Source organism: Arthrobacter sp. CAN_A212, from assembly GCF_015752345.1.
In the GTDB taxonomy this organism is placed as follows: domain Bacteria; phylum Actinomycetota; class Actinomycetes; order Actinomycetales; family Micrococcaceae; genus Arthrobacter_D.
This window is the reverse complement of record NZ_JADOUT010000007.1, coordinates 35,001-49,569: the sequence shown is the minus strand read 5'-3', so window position 1 is coordinate 49,569 and position 14,569 is coordinate 35,001. Positions and strand designations below refer to the sequence as shown.

Annotated in this window: 14 protein-coding genes, 1 tRNA gene and 1 other RNA gene; 8 read left to right on the top strand and 8 right to left on the bottom strand. The window is 64.4% G+C overall.

Going from position 1 to position 14,569, the window contains the following annotated elements; all coding sequences use genetic code 11:
- Window positions 1-220: 220 nt before the first annotated feature.
- Window positions 221-1,660, top strand: a complete 1,440-nt coding sequence (gndA, locus tag IWX64_RS07515) for an NADP-dependent phosphogluconate dehydrogenase (RefSeq protein ID WP_196866524.1) — start codon at window positions 221-223, stop codon at window positions 1,658-1,660.
- 80 nt (window positions 1,661-1,740) lie between these two features.
- Here the strand turns inward: gndA and epsC are convergent, their stop codons facing one another.
- The 3 genes from epsC to msrA all read right to left on the bottom strand — a co-directional run bounded on the left by epsC (window position 1,741) and on the right by msrA (window position 3,914).
- Window positions 1,741-2,328, bottom strand: coding sequence for a serine O-acetyltransferase EpsC (epsC, locus tag IWX64_RS07510; RefSeq protein ID WP_196866523.1), 588 nt, complete (start codon window positions 2,326-2,328; stop codon window positions 1,741-1,743).
- A gap of 24 nt (window positions 2,329-2,352) precedes the next feature.
- Entirely contained in the window at window positions 2,353-3,288 is a 936-nt protein-coding gene (cysK, locus tag IWX64_RS07505) for a cysteine synthase A (RefSeq protein WP_196866522.1), read from the bottom strand.
- A 101-nt stretch (window positions 3,289-3,389) separates the two neighbouring features.
- On the bottom strand, window positions 3,390-3,914 hold the full coding sequence (gene msrA, locus IWX64_RS07500; protein ID WP_196866521.1) for a peptide-methionine (S)-S-oxide reductase MsrA: 525 nt from the start codon (window positions 3,912-3,914) through the stop codon (window positions 3,390-3,392).
- 129 nt (window positions 3,915-4,043) lie between these two features.
- Here msrA and IWX64_RS07495 point away from each other — a divergent pair, with 129 nt between their 5' ends.
- The 3 genes from IWX64_RS07495 to IWX64_RS07485 all read left to right on the top strand — a co-directional run bounded on the left by IWX64_RS07495 (window position 4,044) and on the right by IWX64_RS07485 (window position 6,756).
- A complete protein-coding gene (locus IWX64_RS07495; protein WP_442859042.1) occupies window positions 4,044-4,925 on the top strand; it encodes a Nif3-like dinuclear metal center hexameric protein in 882 nt (293 codons plus the stop codon).
- A 99-nt stretch (window positions 4,926-5,024) separates the two neighbouring features.
- Window positions 5,025-5,765, top strand: a complete 741-nt coding sequence (locus IWX64_RS07490; RefSeq protein WP_196866519.1) for a zinc ribbon domain-containing protein — start codon at window positions 5,025-5,027, stop codon at window positions 5,763-5,765.
- Between the two features lie 4 nt (window positions 5,766-5,769).
- Window positions 5,770-6,756 (top strand): reverse transcriptase-like protein, encoded by a 987-nt coding sequence (locus tag IWX64_RS07485; protein WP_196866518.1) that lies wholly within the window; start codon window positions 5,770-5,772, stop codon window positions 6,754-6,756.
- A 12-nt stretch (window positions 6,757-6,768) separates the two neighbouring features.
- On the opposite strand, the gene IWX64_RS07480 is transcribed toward IWX64_RS07485, so the two are convergent.
- Entirely contained in the window at window positions 6,769-7,533 is a 765-nt protein-coding gene (locus IWX64_RS07480; protein ID WP_196866517.1) for a YaaA family protein, read from the bottom strand.
- Between the two features lie 132 nt (window positions 7,534-7,665).
- On the opposite strand from IWX64_RS07480, the gene rnpB reads away from it, so the two are divergent.
- The 3 genes from rnpB to IWX64_RS07465 all read left to right on the top strand — a co-directional run bounded on the left by rnpB (window position 7,666) and on the right by IWX64_RS07465 (window position 10,093).
- An RNA gene (gene rnpB / locus IWX64_RS07475) (RNase P RNA component class A) lies at window positions 7,666-8,072 on the top strand.
- A gap of 292 nt (window positions 8,073-8,364) precedes the next feature.
- Window positions 8,365-8,700: a hypothetical protein gene (locus tag IWX64_RS07470; RefSeq protein WP_196866516.1), complete on the top strand. Its 336-nt coding sequence runs from the start codon at window positions 8,365-8,367 to the stop codon at window positions 8,698-8,700.
- Between the two features lie 124 nt (window positions 8,701-8,824).
- Window positions 8,825-10,093 carry an MFS transporter gene (locus IWX64_RS07465; RefSeq protein ID WP_196866515.1) on the top strand — a complete coding sequence of 423 codons (1,269 nt, stop codon included), beginning with the start codon at window positions 8,825-8,827 and terminating at the stop codon, window positions 10,091-10,093.
- Window positions 10,094-10,111: 18 nt separating this feature from the next.
- Here IWX64_RS07465 and def read toward each other — a convergent pair whose 3' ends face one another.
- From def to orn, 4 genes are all read right to left on the bottom strand, one after another.
- Window positions 10,112-10,684: a peptide deformylase gene (gene def, locus IWX64_RS07460; RefSeq protein WP_196866514.1), complete on the bottom strand. Its 573-nt coding sequence runs from the start codon at window positions 10,682-10,684 to the stop codon at window positions 10,112-10,114.
- 50 nt (window positions 10,685-10,734) lie between these two features.
- Window positions 10,735-11,889, bottom strand: a complete 1,155-nt coding sequence (locus IWX64_RS07455) for an acyl-CoA dehydrogenase family protein (protein ID WP_196866513.1) — start codon at window positions 11,887-11,889, stop codon at window positions 10,735-10,737.
- A gap of 115 nt (window positions 11,890-12,004) precedes the next feature.
- A tRNA-His gene (locus tag IWX64_RS07450) sits at window positions 12,005-12,080 on the bottom strand.
- Window positions 12,081-12,217: 137 nt separating this feature from the next.
- Window positions 12,218-12,820 (bottom strand): oligoribonuclease, encoded by a 603-nt coding sequence (orn, locus tag IWX64_RS07445; RefSeq protein WP_196866512.1) that lies wholly within the window; start codon window positions 12,818-12,820, stop codon window positions 12,218-12,220.
- Window positions 12,821-12,993: 173 nt separating this feature from the next.
- Here orn and mptB point away from each other — a divergent pair, with 173 nt between their 5' ends.
- Window positions 12,994-14,523, top strand: coding sequence for a polyprenol phosphomannose-dependent alpha 1,6 mannosyltransferase MptB (gene mptB, locus IWX64_RS07440; RefSeq protein ID WP_196866511.1), 1,530 nt, complete (start codon window positions 12,994-12,996; stop codon window positions 14,521-14,523).
- Window positions 14,524-14,569 lie beyond the last annotated feature (46 nt).

Genomic DNA, 14,569 nt, shown 5'->3' with positions numbered 1-14,569 from the left:
GATGCCTTCAGTTAATCTATATCAATCGTGCAAAGAACGTCCTGCGGAGGTTGACGTCGGTGCCGAGACGTGGCTCACTGCCGCTTCACGATCGGTCGCCGTGTGGTCAGTGGGCGTCCAGCGGTAATAAGGTGAAAGTACTGTTTCGTGGCGTGGAGCTTTTCCGGCTGTCCGCGCATCGGCCCCCACAGCCGGGGGCAAACCCAGTATTGGAGACTTTATGAGTGCACAGATTGGTGTCACAGGCCTAGCGGTCATGGGCGCAAACTTGGCCCGCAACCTCGCCCGCAACGGTTACACCGTCGCGCTCCACAACCGGTCGATCGAGAAGACCGACGCCCTGCTGGCGAAGCACGCCGACGACGGCGACTTTGTCCGCACCGAGACCCTTGAGGAACTGGTCGAGTCCCTGGAGAAGCCCCGCCGGGTCCTGATCATGGTTAAGGCGGGCGGACCGGTGGATTCGGTCATCGGTCAGCTGGAACCGCTGCTTGAGCCCGGCGACATTGTGATCGACGGCGGCAACTCCCACTACGAGGACACCCGCCGACGGGAAGCCGCCCTGGCGACCAAGGGCCTGCACTTTGTAGGCGTTGGCGTCTCCGGCGGCGAAGAGGGAGCCCTGCTGGGACCGTCCATCATGCCCGGCGGCTCCCGCGAGTCCTACGATTCCCTGGGCCCGATGCTGGAGAAAATCTCAGCCAAGTACAACGGTGAGCCCTGCTGCCGCTGGATCGGCACCGACGGTGCCGGGCACTTCGTGAAAATGGTCCACAACGGCATCGAATACGCCGACATGCAGGTGATCGGCGAGGCCTACGACCTGCTGCGCTCCGGCGCCGGCATCGAGCCGGCCGAACAGGCCAAGATCTTCACCGACTGGAATACCGGCACTCTTTCCTCGTTCCTGATTGAGATCACTGCCGAAGTGCTCGGCCACACCGACGCCAAAACAGGGAAACCCTTCGTGGACGTCGTCGTTGACTCGGCGGGACAGAAGGGCACCGGCCGCTGGACAGTGGTGTCGGCGCTCGAACTGGGCAGCCCGACGTCGGGCATCGCTGAGTCCGTGTTCGCCCGGGGCCTGTCCTCGCAGCGGGACCAGCGGGCCGAGGCACAGGACATCCTGGCCGGCCACGAGGGCTCCGTGGAGCTGCCCGAGTCGTTCGTCGAGGACGTTCGCCTGGCCCTGTACGCATCGAAACTGGTCAGCTACGCCCAGGGCATCGACATGCTCACTGCCGCGGCCAAGGAGTACGGCTGGGAGCTGAAGCTTGATGAGATTGCGTCGCTGTGGCGAGCCGGCTGCATCATCCGGGCCGAACTGCTGGACGACATCATGAAGGCCTACGCCACCGCTGACGGTCAGCCGGTAAACCTGCTGCTGGCCCCGGCGTTCGCCGAGTCGATTGCCGGGGCGCTTCCCGCTTGGCGTCGCGTGGTGTCGACAGCCGTCCAGCTGGGTATCCCGGTGCCGGTGTTCTCGGCCTCGCTGGCCTACTACGACGGGCTGCGCCGTCGTCGGCTACCCGCCGCACTGACTCAGGGCCTCCGGGACCTGTTCGGGGCGCACACCTACAACCGGGTCGACATGGACGGCACGTTCCACACCCTGTGGGGCGAGGACAAGTCCGAGATCGAAGCGGTGGACACCCACTAGCATCCTTAACTGCTGATGGCCCGGGCATTGTGCCCGGGCCATCAGTAGTTAAAGGCCAACTGCGGTTGACCGCGACGACGCTAGATGTAGAGCGCCGGATCGATGTACTCGGCCGGATCCACCGCGGGAAGGGTCTCCCGCGCGGAGTCCCGATGCCTGAAGGTCGCGGGGATGCCCGTGGCGATCGAATCGGGCGGAGTGTCCTTCACGACGACGGCATTGGCCCCGATCGCGCTGCCGGCACCGATGGTGATCGGCCCGAGCACCTTCGCCCCGGCGCCGATTGTCACCCGGTCGCCGATCGTCGGATGCCGCTTGACCTTCTCGAGGGACCGTCCGCCCAGCGTGACGCCCTGGTAGAGCATCACGTCGTCACCGATTTCGGCGGTACCACCAATGACCACACCCATTCCGTGGTCAATGAAGAACCGCCGGCCGATGGTCGCGCCGGGGTGGATCTCGATTCCGGTGGCGGCCCGGGCCAGCTGTGCGAGCAGCCGGGCCGGGAACCGGAGTCCGGGGCGGGCCCACATCCGGTGGGTCAGCCGGTGCACCCAGATGGCGTGGAGACCGGAGTAGACCAGTCCATTCTCGATGGAGCCACGGGCGGCCGGATCATGCTCGCGTGCCGTCTGCAGATCCTCGTGCAGTCGCGTTAAAAAACTCACAGACTACTTTCTGTTGGGTGGGGGTTAGCCCCGAATGTCGTCGAAAAGAACGGTGGAGATGTACCGCTCACCGAAGTCGCAGACTATCGCCACAATGAGCTTACCCGCGTTCTCCGGCCGCTTGGCGAGCTGCAGTGCGGCCCAGACGATCGCTCCGGAGGAGATGCCGCCCAGGATGCCTTCCTGGGTTCCGAGGGCACGCGCCACCCGCACCGAGTCCTCGACGGAGGCGTCGATCACCTCGTCGTAGGCTTCCCGGTCAAGGATTTCGGGGATGAAGTTGGCGCCCAGACCCTGAATCTTGTGCGGGCCGGGCGCGCCGCCGTTGAGGATCGGCGAATCCGCGGGTTCCACGGCGACGATCTGCACTCCGGGTTTGCGTTCTTTCAGGACCTGCCCGACGCCGGTGATGGTTCCGCCGGTCCCCACGCCTGCCACAAAGATGTCGACGGCCCCGTCGGTGTCCTCCCAGACCTCCTCGGCAGTTGTTGCGCGGTGGATGGCAGGATTGGCTTCGTTGGCGAACTGCTGCGCCCAGATGGCGTTCTCAGTCGTCGCCACGATGTCCTTGGCCTTGTCGACGGCGCCACGCATGCCCTCGGACCCCGGGGTCAACACAATCTCAGCGCCGTAGGCACGGAGCATCACGCGACGCTCGGTGGACATCGTCTCGGGCATGGTCAGGAGCACCCGGTAGCCGCGCGCCGCGCCGACCATGGCGAGCGAGATACCGGTGTTCCCGGATGTACCCTCCACGATGGTGCCGCCGGGCTTGAGCGCCCCGGCCTTCTCCGCTGCGTCGATGATGGCGACGCCGATCCGGTCCTTGACGCTGTTCGCGGGGTTGTAGAACTCAAGCTTCACGGCAACCTGGGCGTCGAGGCCCTCGGTGAGACGGTTGAGCCGGACCAGGGGGGTCCGCCCCACCAGCTGGGTGACGTCGTCGTAAATCTTGGCCATGGGTACCTGCCTAGGGTCGGGGTTTGGGGGAGTGCTCGCCGGATACTGCGCTGCGCGCTTGGATTCAGCCTAGCGGCGCGGCGTCCCGCCGCGCGTAAAAGTTAGTCGATCAGCCATTGAGCGTAATACTTGCGCGCCTTGGCCAGCTTCGGGTTGATGATCACGCGGCAGTACCCCTGTTCAGGGTGCTTGGCATAGAAGTTGTTGTGCCACTCCTCGGCCGGGTGGAACCGCGGCAACCGGATGACTTCGGTGACGATCGGGTCGGACCAGCTTTCCTGGTTCCGCTCGATAGCGCGCTCAAACAGTTCCTTCTGCTCGGTGTTCTGATAGAACATCGAGGACCGGTACTGCGTGCCGACGTCGTACCCCTGACGGTTCAGGGTGGTGGGGTCATGGGATACGAAGAACATGTCGAGGATTGTCTCGGCGGGGATGACCGTTTCGTCGAAGGTCACCGCCACTACCTCGGCATGACCGGTGGTGCCGGAGCAGACCGCGTCATAGTCGGGGTCGGGTGTGTGGCCACCGGTGTAGCCGGAGATCACGTCGGTGACGCCGCGGGTTTTTTGGTAAAGGGCGTCGAGGCACCAGAAGCAGCCTCCGCCGAGCACGAATGTCATCATGCCTATATCAATGCGTTGCCGGGCCAGAAGATTCCCGACGCTCTCCGCCAAGGACGTCGGAAGGGTAAGGACAATTGGGCTGTTCCCACTGGAGCAGGTACAACTAGAGCCATGGAAGCTGATCCGTTGATGACTGGCCAACGCTCCGACCACGGTGCCGGGAGCACCCCACCGCCCAGCGTGGGCGACGTGCTGCTAGCGGTTGAGGAGCTCTGGCCTGAAACCCTCGCGGAGAGCTGGGACGCGGTTGGCCTGGTGGTGGGGAAGCCCAGCAACCCGGCTTCGAAGATCCTGTTTGCTGTCGATCCGACCCACGAGGTCATCAGCGAGGCGCTTCAGTGGGGTGCCGATCTCATCATCACGCATCATCCGCTGATGATGAAGCCGGTCAATTCGGTGGCGGCGACCCACTTCAAGGGCAACGCGGTGCACCGGCTGATCGAGGGTGGATGCGCCCTCACCACGGTGCACACCAATGGCGACAGCGCCGTCGGCGGAGTATCCGATGTGCTGGCTGACGCGTTCGGTCTGGTGGATGTCCAGCCCCTCACGTCCTCGGCCGGTGGGTTGCCGGAGGAAGGGTTGGGGCGGGTAGGGAACCTGAGTGCCACCACCACCCTGGGAGACTTCGCGGGAGTGGTGTTCTCGATCCTTCCGGCAGTGGCCGGTGGTGTCCGGGTTGCGGGGGACCGTGACGGGCTGGTGCGCAGGGTGGCCGTCTGCGGCGGTGCCGGAGACAGCCTGTTAGATCAGGTACGGGCCAGCGGGGCGGACGTCTACGTCACCGCTGACCTGCGTCACCACCCCGTCTCGGAGGCGCGCGAGGCAGCCTCAAACGACCGGCCGTACCTGATCGATGTGTCGCACTTTGGCAGTGAGTGGCTGTGGCTGACCCCCGCTGCGGCGGCGCTGGCCCATGTGCTGGCGGACCACGGGTTCGACGCCGATATCCGGGTAAGCAGCGTCAATACCGACCCGTGGGACTTCGTGCTCACCCCGGGGATGCATTAGGGCCAGCGCAGCCGACGGCGTCCTGAGCTGCGGTGACCGTGGGAGGCGCCGTGCAATAGGGTAGATGGACGGGTAATCGGCAACCGCGGAGGTTTTACTGTGGCAAAAGCAGCACCGGCAGAACAGCTTAGGCTGTTGGAACTTCAGGCACTGGATTCGCGGTTGAACCAGCTGCAGCGGCAGGCCGCCACCGCACGGGCCAATCCGGCCCTTGCCGAGCTGGCAAGGCAGCTGGAAGGGACCGACAGCGAGCTGGTAGCCACCGCGACGGTCCTCAGCGACCAGGAACGGGACCTCACCCGCGCCGAGGATGACGTGCAATCGGTGGTGAACCGCCTGGAGCGCGACCAGAAGCGCCTCGACAGCGGGACCGGGAGCCCCAAGGACCTCACCGCCCTCCAGAGTGAGATCGCGTCGCTGACCAAACGGCGCTCTGACCTGGAGGACGTGGAACTGGACATCATGGAAAAGGTTGACGCCGCACGTGCCGCCAAGCAGGCAGCGCAGCAGCGCAAGGAAGAAGCGCTGGAGCGCCTCACCGCCATCGAAGCCACCCGCGACGTCGAACTGGCCACCATTGAGGCGGAAGCAGGTTCCGTCAGTACCCAGCGCAGTGAACTGGCGGCAACGTTCGACGCCGGGCTCCTGGCGTTGTACGAGAAGACCCTCGCCCGCCGCGGTGTCGGCGCGGCACGGTTGTTCCACGGCACATCAGAGGGCTCGGGAATGCAGTTGAGCCCCGGAGACCTGGCCGAGCTCAGGAAAGCCGCCGAGGACGACATCGTGTTCTGCCCCGACTCCGGTGCCATTCTGGTCCGCTTCGCCGAGTGGGGCAACTAGGCCAGTGCCCGCTGAACAGACCCTCTTTGACCATTCCAGCGACACCACCGAACCGGCCGCCGCTCCCTGCTTCCTGATCGTGGAGGCCGACGGCGGCTCCCGGGGAAATCCCGGACACGCCGGTTACGGTGCCCTTGTCCGGGACCCCGAGACAGGCGCCATCCTGGTCGAGAAGGCCGCCTATCTCGGGAAGGTGTCCAACAACGTCGCCGAGTATTCGGGGCTGGTGGCTGGTCTGGAACTGGCGAACGAGCTGGATCCCACGTGCCGAATCCTGGTCAAGATGGACTCCAAATTGGTGGTCGAGCAGATGGAGGGCCGCTGGAAGATCAAGCACGCCGACATGCGCGCACTGGCCACCAAGGCCCGCGCGGTGCTCGACCCCGCCCGGGTCAAGTACCAGTGGATCCCCCGCGAAATCAATAAGGATGCGGACCGGCTGTCCAACGAGGCCATGGATGCCGGGATGGCTGGCATCCCCTGGGTGCCGCGCGCTGCCTCACCCTCGGCTGCCTCACCCTCGGCTGCCGCTTCAGCACCGGGACCGGACACGTCCGACGCCGGACCGGAGCCAGTCAGGCAGCCCAGGGGCCGGCTGCACCACGTGGAGCTCTGGGTGAGGGACCTGCAGGAGGCAACCGACTCGATGGGCTGGCTGCTTCGGCAACTCGGGTTCACCGTCATGGAAACCTGGGCGGAGGGCATCAGTTTTCTCGGCGCCGACGGACTGTATCTGGTGATCGAATCGGGAACCGCCGTCGCCGACGAACCCCACCAGCGGTTGCACCCTGGGCTGAACCACCTGGCTTTCCGGGCGGGGACCCCTGCAGAGGTTGACCTGCTGGCCCGCAGGGCCACCAGCCACGGCTGGACCCCCATGTTTGCTGCCGCCTACCCGCATGCCGGTGGCAAGGACAGCTACGCGGCGTACCTGGAGAACCAGGCCGGCTTCGAAGTGGAACTGGTCGCCGATTGGGACGGCCCCGCGTAAGCCCAGCAAGGCTCAGCCGGGCAGGATAATGCTCAGCTGTGCCGGTTTACGAGGTGTTGCGGGGATCAGCTCGGCGCTCCAGCGCTCCCGGGTAGCCTTCAGCAGCTCCGCCGGCGTGTCCGGCTGCCGCGACCGCCGGGTCAGCAGATGCCGGGCCAATAGCCCACGGGTATGCTTCGCGGCGTGCGAGACCACTGTGCGCTTGCCATCCCGCTCGAGCAGGACGTTCACCGCGACGGTCCGCTCAGGGTGGCCGGCCCACGCGGTGGCGTAGGTGCTGGATCGGCAGTCGACCACCAGGGCGTCCCCGGACCGGTCCCCCAAGGGGCCCGCCAGCCGTGACTTCCAGAACGAGGAGAGCGTCCCCGTGGCGGGGAGCGTGACCGAGATGGATAACCGATAGGCCGGAATGGCATCAGCGAAACCCAGTGCACCCCAGAGGGCCGAAACCACTACCACCGATTCCTGGGCTTTGCGACGTTGCACCGGGGTCAGGGTGGGGTAGCCCAGCGCGTCATACAGCACACCGGAATAGATCCGGTAGGCGGGGGCCGCCGGCTGGTCGCGGAGTGTGACGTTCCGCAGCACCTCGGCTCCGAGGGACTGGCCCATTCCCAGAATGCTGTGGGCGGCGGGATCGGTGCTGGCGGCGGCGAGGGCATCCAGTACGGTCTCGCGGGCCTGCGTCAGTTCGGGGAACCGGAGCGTCCCCAGATTCACTGCCGGGCCCTTCACAGCGGGTGACTTACCTTCGGACGGTGGCAGCAGTATCAGCACCGCACCACTTTACCCATGATCATCGGGGGCCACAGAACCGAGCCACAGAACCATGCCACTGAACCGATCCACAGGTCGAAGCTGTTCTGCGTGCGCCGCGGAACTCCGCCAGCCCGTAGAATCAACTGAGGATGGGTTGACCAGGCGGTCGCGTTGGACCGGTCGCAGTGCCTTGTGCACTGGCTCCGGTTCACCGAGGAACGTCCGGGCTCCGCAGAGCAGGGTGGTGGGTAACGCCCACTCGGGGTAACCCGCAGGAAAGTGCCACAGAAAATAGACCGCTGTACCAGGCAGCAATGCCTGATGCAGTAAGGGTGAAAAGGTGGTGTAAGAGACCACCAGCGTGCCGGGTGACCGGTGCGGCTCGGTAAACCCCACCCGGAGCAAGGCCAGACAGGGCGCGCTTGAAGGCTGCTCGCCTGAGTGTCCGGGTAGGCCGCTGGAGGGCGTCGGCAACGGCGTTCGTAGATGGATGGCCGCCACTTCTTCGCTGGTGACGGCAGGAAGCACAGAACCCGGCGTATCGGTCAACCCATCCCTTTACCCCGGTGCCCGGTTCACTAACTCACGCACCGTCAGGTCCGGAGCCGAAATGCCCGGACCTGCCGCTCCGAAGGGAATCGGCCACAAGCCCGCAATGCAAACGTCCGGTACCGAATATTCCAGACCGGGGGAGTGAGGATTCTCCCCATCCTTTCCCTCTCCGAAATTGGCAGCGCCCGAATCGTCGTGGCGGACGATTGAATGAATGACGCTGCCTATTGCGTAAAGATTGATGTGCCGGACTGTAATAGGTGCACCAAGTGTCTTCGCCGTAAACTCGCCCCTGCGATGCTGAATCCGGCCGGTATCGTCCTGGTTGAGGAATGTCTGTTCAGCAAATCCACCGTGAAACTCGTTGCGCTACCGCCCTCTATTCCGGGGACAAGTTTGTCCACGACGCCGGGTCAACAAAGCGGCCCACCTGGGTCAATGGTCACTGACCTGATTGACGCGCACGGCCCGCTGGCCTTCCACGGCGCGTATTCCCCCGATGCAGTGGAGCACCTCGGGTATCCGGCTCCTGCGCAGAATGACCGAAAAGGGAATGGCAGCGCGAACATTCCGCGTTTCGAAGGCGCGATGCGAAATGAATTCGAAACATATTCCCAGACCTGGCCTGCGTGATAAACGAGGTTGAGACCAGGGGATTATCAGGGCGCGATAGCCGTGGGTCAATAGCCCCGAATGAAGTTTTTCCCGAATAGTGAAAGTGGCATCCGAGCGGTGTTTGCTCGGATACGCTATCCCAATGACAGACACCGTAGCGCCCCAGAAGTCGCTGCTGGTCCGTAATCCCAACTTCCGTGCACTGTGGCTTTCCGGCACCGTGGGCGTCCTGGGAACCGCTGTCACCTCCATCGCGCTGCCCGTCATCGCAGTGGTCGAACTGCAGGCCAGCGACTTCGCCGTCGCCGCCCTCGCTGGAATGACTTTCCTCCCCTGGTTGATCCTCGGCCTGCCGGTGGGTGTCTGGGTGGATCGGTGGCCCAGGAAGCCGGTCATCGTCTGGTCCCTCGTTGGCCGGATAGCAACCCTGGCAACCATCCCCGTTACCTTCTGGCTGGGGATCATGTCAGTGGCGCAGCTGTTCGTTGTCGCGTTCCTTGTCGGTCTCTCAGCTGTCTTTTTCACCCTGTCAGACCAGGCACTCATCCCGCAGGCTGTGTCCAAGGATGAGCTGGTCGAGGGCAACGGCCTGATGACCGCATCGTCGGCGTCGGCGGATGCGGCTGGCCGTGGCATCGCCGGCTGGTTGACGGTGGCGGTGGGTGCCTCCAACTCGCTGCTGGTGCAGATCATCACTTCCTTCGCATCCCTCTTCGCCATCTCCTCCCTCAGGCTCAAGGAAGCCGAGCCATATCAGGGGGAGCGGCGCATTTTCCGCGAGATGAAGGACGGTCTGCGCTACACCTTCAGCACCGGGCCGCTGCGCGCCATCCTCTTCAACGCTGCGCTCTGGAACCTTGGCGGCAGCATGGTGGCATCGCTTCTGGTGCTTTTGGTGCTGCGGACCCTGAACGAGTCGGAAATCTGGCTAGGGGTACTCCTGGCCGCAGCATCAGTCGGCGGAGCGCTGGGCGGCATTACCGTCAAACGGGCCACCGAACGGTTCGGATCAGGTCCGGTCTGGCGGTACGCCATGGTCCCCGGCGTCCTGGGGTACGCGTCGCTCCTGATCATGACCCCCGGCTACGGAATGCTCTGGGGTGTCGTGGGAATGTTCGTGATGGGCGTGTGCATCGCCTGGAACATCGTCGTTGGGTCAGCGTTCCGGCAACGGGTGTGTCCCCCCGCCATGATGGGCAGGCTCGGCGCCGCGTCCCGGATGGTCAGCTGGGGCATGCTCGGCGTGGCCAGTATCCTTGGAGGAATCCTCGCGGAACTGGTCGGCATCTGGAACGCCGTACTGATCGGCGTCCTACTGGCGGTGGCAGCGCCCCTGGTGGCCATCTTCGGACCGCTCCGCCACGTAGAGCGTCTTGAGGACCTGGAACCTGGGCAGGAACCCCGGGCCTGAAACCCTTGGCGGCCCTCTCTAGTGGCCGAACGGGTCCGGATCCACGCCCGGCATCCACGTCAGGCCGGGTACTCCCCAGTCGTTCTTCTTGATGGCCTTGCGGGCGGACCGGGAATACGGCTCGATGAGCCGGTCCACGAAGAGCCTGCCCTCCAAATGGTCATACTCATGCTGCATGCAGCGTGCAAACCATCCGGTGGCCACGAACTCCAGCCGCTCCCCGAAGCCGTCAAAACCGGTCACCTTGACCCAGTCGGCTCGCTTCAGCGGGAAGGACTCGCCCGGCACTGAAAGGCAACCCTCGGACTCCTCCTCCGGGTCGGGGTCCGCCCCCGAAATTTTGGTCGTCACCAGGGAGGGGTTCACCAGCACCCCGCGTGGCGCGACGTCGTCGTCGTTCTCCATGCCGTACACGAAGATCCGCTGGCCCACACCGATCTGGGGGGCCGCGAGCCCCACGCCGTTCGCCTCGTCCATGGTTTCGAACATATCGGCGATCAGGGCGCGCAGCTCGTCGTCAAACTCGGTGACGACGGCGGCCCGGCGGTGCAGCACTGGCTCACCGGTGATGGTGACGGGGCGAACAGTCATGGTGGTGTTTCCTGTGGATTGGGGTGGAAGTTCGGCTAGCGGCAGGTGTGTCAGCCGGCGATGTGGCGGCCGACGACGTCGCGCATGATCTCGCTGGTGCCGCCGAAGATGGTGAGCAACCGGGTGGCCAGGAACGCCTGGGCAACCGGGTATTCCAGGATGTAGCCATAGCCGCCGTGCAGCTGGAGGCAGCGGTCGGTGATCGAGGTGGCGCGTTCGCTGGCCCACAGCTTGACCCGTGCGGCGGCAGCGGCATCAAGGGTGCCCGCGTTGAAAGCGAGCATCGCCTGGTCGACGTAGGTTTCGGTGACCTCCACCTCGGTGAGGATGTCAGCGAGCTGGAAACGGGTGTTCTGGAAGTCGATGATCCGTTCCCCGAACGCGTTGCGCTCCTTGGTGTACGTGACGGTGGCCTCATAGATGGCGCGGGAGACAGCCGACGCGGCAACGGCGATCGCGAGCCGACCCTGCGGCAGTTGTTCGTGGGCATAGCGGAGTCCGTGACCGAGCTCGCCCACCAGGTTGTCGCCGCTCACCCGGACACTGTCGAAGAACAGTTCGGCAGTGTCAGAGGCTTTGAGGCCCATCTTGTCGAGCTGCTTGCCGGTGTTGTACCCATCACCCTTTTCGACCATGAAGAGTGAGAAGGAGTCGGCGCCGCCCCTGCCCGTGCTGCCGTCGGTGCGGGCCATCACCAGTGAGGCGTCACCGCTGATGCCGTTGCCGATGAAGGTCTTCTGCCCGGAGATCAGCCAGTCATCGCCGTCGCGCACGGCCTTGGTCCTGATCCCGCGGAGGTCGCTGCCCGCTCCCGGTTCGGTCCAGGCCACGCTGGTCACCCGTTCGCCGCTCACCATTCCGGGAAGCCAGCGCGACTTAAGATCATCGCTGCCGTAGGCGAGCAGGTGGGGGAGCACCATGTCGTCGTGGAGGTGGAAAGCCAGACCGACGGCCAGGTGGTTGGTCTTCGCGAACTCCTCGTCCATGACGGCGCGGAACCGGTAGTCGGGCATACCCGCACCGCCGAACTCCTCGGGCACAGCCAGGCCCAGCAGGCCCTGCTCACCGGCTGCGGTCCACAGGGTGCGGGGCATGAGGTGGTCCTGATCCCACTGGGCGTAGTGCGGCGATACCTCCCGGGAGGTGAACTCGGCCGCGACTTCACGGAACAGCAGATGGTCTTCTTCGAACACTGTGCGTTCCATGCGGTTCAACCTCCACGGTGATTCAACGCCGGCTGTCCCCGGCCTGGGTCTTACAGGTAAGGCCGCCCCCGAAGTTATTCAGGGGCGGCCTTCCGAGGTCATCTTTCGACCTACTTGGGGTGAGTAACGGGGCTTGAACCCGCGACCTCCTGGACCACAACCAGGCGCTCTGCCAACTGAGCTATACCCACCATGTGCCTTACGAAATGTCAGTCCTGCAGTTCATTCCTGCGGCAGAGTCACCTACAAAAGGCAGCGCAGACAAGTCTACACAATTTTTGCCGGGCCTTCGCCACCGGGGCTTCGCGGCGGCGTCGCGACCGCTGGGTCAGTCGGCCAGGGACCCGGCGATCGCCTTGCTGGTCGCTGAATCCGGGCCGGGGCTGGGCACGAAAACGGACTCCCGGTAGTAACGCAACTCACGGATGGAATCGCGAATATCCCCGAGCGCCCGGTGCCCGCCGCTCTTGGCGGGGGACTGGAAGTACGCGCGGGTGAACCATCGCCGGGCGAGTTCCTTGATGGTCGATACGTCGATGACCCGGTAGTGCAGGTGCTCAATCACGGCCGGCATGTCGCGGGCGAGGAACGAGCGGTCAGTCCCGACCGAGTTGCCGCCCAACTGGGCCTTCCGGGGGTCGGGGACCCATTTCATGATGTAGCTGAGCACCTCTGCTTCGGCTTCCTTCATGCTGATGCCCTGGGGGAGTTCGGTCAGCAGGCCCGACGTGGTGTGCATGTCGCGCACAAAGTCGCCCATCTGCGCCAGGGCCGCGTCATCGGGCTTGATAACGACGTCGACACCGTCACCCAGGATATTCAGCTCGGAATCCGTCACGAGGACAGCTACTTCGATCAGTGCGTCAGCCTCGAGGTCAAGCCCCGTCATCTCGCAGTCGATCCAGACAATGTGTTCATTAGATATCGGCACCTCCCAAATGTACCGCGCCTCCCGGCTGGGCCGACGTCGTACCCCGCGGAGACCCCGCGTCCCGGTGCGCGGCGTTACCGGCCCCGGCACAGGGGGCGATGCTAATATCTAGCCAGTCTGCCCGGTCAGAAGTGCAGAAGTTTCGTGTTCCACCGAGGATTGGATAACAGCAGATGACCGCCCAGGTGCCAGCGGACGCCTCGCAGCCCCGGACGGACGCAGCTTTGGCTGGCCGACCAAACGTGGCAGTCATCCAGGGATTCACTGGGTCCCTGCTGATGATGATCGGGTCCTATGGGGTGGGCTGGCTGTCGCTGGCATCAGTGGAGTTGCGCAGGATTCCCATCATCATGTGGATGCGGTTCGAACCGGCCGGAGCTGTGGTGTCGGTCCTGATCCTGGCGCTCGGTGGGATGCTCTTGGTGAGGTCCTGGCTGCGGCTCGGTCAGCGGCTGTACGGGTGGGGCCCGGAATCCCGGCCAGTGATTCTTCGCGCCGTCATCGCCTGGGGCGCCCCGATGTGCCTGGCCTTGCCGTTGTTCAGCCGGGACGTGTTTGCCTATATCGCCCAGGGGCAGGTGGTCCTCTCCGGGCTGAACCCCTACGTCGACGGTTACTCGCAGATCTCCAACTACCTGCAAATCGGGGCAGACGACTTGTGGGCGCAGAGTCCCACCCCGTACGGACCGGTGTTCCTCTGGATTGAGGCCCTGGTGGTGGGCATCACCAACGGGCAACCCGACTTCTCGGTGCTCCTGTTCCGGCTCATCGCGATTGTCGGTGTGGTGATGTGCGTCTACTACGTGCCCAAGCTCGCGGAACTGCACGGTGTTAACCCCAACCGGGCGCTCTGGCTTACCGCCGCGAACCCGCTCTTCCTGATCAATTTCATTGCCAGCATCCACAACGATGCGCTGATGATCGGTCTCGCACTCTCCGGCCTGTACCTCGCCGCAACTCAAAAGCCCTGGCGGGCGGTGCTCCTGGTCACGCTGTCGGTTGCGATCAAACCCATCACCTTGATCTTCCTTCCGTTCATCGGTCTGATGTGGGCCGGCAAGGGAGCAAACTGGCGGCGGAAGTTCCTCTACTGGGCGCTCACAGCGGGGATCTCCTTCGGCATCCTGTGGGTGATGGGACTGATCAACGGCTTCGCTTTCGGGTGGGTCGGTGCGCTGAGCACCCCCGGCAGCGTCTGGATCTGGTACGCGCCGATCGGTTTCCTGGGCATGATCGTCATGATCCTCGGGGACGCCGTGGGACTCGACGGCCAGGCCTTCGCCGAGGTGGTGTATTTAATCGGCCGGCTGGTGGCGCTGGCGATTATCGGCTGGCTGATGTTCACCGGGGAGCACAGCAGGCTGGTCCGCCGACTGGCTCTGGCCTTCGCCGCGATCGTCTTCCTCGCCCCCATGATTCAGTCCTGGTACGTGGTCTGGCTGATCCCGTTGTTCGCAGTCACCGGCATTCGCAACGACTGGCAGGTCAAAACCCTCTACTTCCTCGTGTCGTTCTTTATGATCTATGCCATTTCGGATCAGCTGGATATTTTTCCCTACTTCGAGCTGAGTCTGACGGTGGCACGGCAGGTGGCAGCGGTCGTCGCGCTGGGCTTTGCCCTGTACCTGGTTTTTGTTGATCCGAAAACCAAAATCCTGTTCCGGAAACGGTACGAGGAGCCGGTGGCGGGCGGGCTACGCTAGCGGTCGCTGGCCGGTCCAACATGCTTTCTGGGCCCGAACCGGCGAT

What these genes read in the sequence shown, in the direction of transcription:
- mptB (WP_196866511.1), top strand. Translation starts at nt 12,994, where the DNA reads ATGACCGCCCAGGTGCCAGCGGACGCCTCGCAGCCCCGGACGGACGCA.
- gndA (WP_196866524.1), top strand. Translation starts at nt 221, where the DNA reads ATGAGTGCACAGATTGGTGTCACAGGCCTAGCGGTCATGGGCGCAAAC.
- IWX64_RS07465 (WP_196866515.1), top strand. Translation starts at nt 8,825, where the DNA reads ATGACAGACACCGTAGCGCCCCAGAAGTCGCTGCTGGTCCGTAATCCC.
- IWX64_RS07455 (WP_196866513.1), bottom strand. Translation starts at nt 11,889, where the DNA reads ATGGAACGCACAGTGTTCGAAGAAGACCATCTGCTGTTCCGTGAAGTC.
- cysK (WP_196866522.1), bottom strand. Translation starts at nt 3,288, where the DNA reads ATGGCCAAGATTTACGACGACGTCACCCAGCTGGTGGGGCGGACCCCC.
- msrA (WP_196866521.1), bottom strand. Translation starts at nt 3,914, where the DNA reads ATGATGACATTCGTGCTCGGCGGAGGCTGCTTCTGGTGCCTCGACGCC.
- IWX64_RS07495 (WP_442859042.1), top strand. Translation starts at nt 4,044, where the DNA reads ATGACTGGCCAACGCTCCGACCACGGTGCCGGGAGCACCCCACCGCCC.
- def (WP_196866514.1), bottom strand. Translation starts at nt 10,684, where the DNA reads ATGACTGTTCGCCCCGTCACCATCACCGGTGAGCCAGTGCTGCACCGC.
- IWX64_RS07470 (WP_196866516.1), top strand. Translation starts at nt 8,365, where the DNA reads ATGCTGAATCCGGCCGGTATCGTCCTGGTTGAGGAATGTCTGTTCAGC.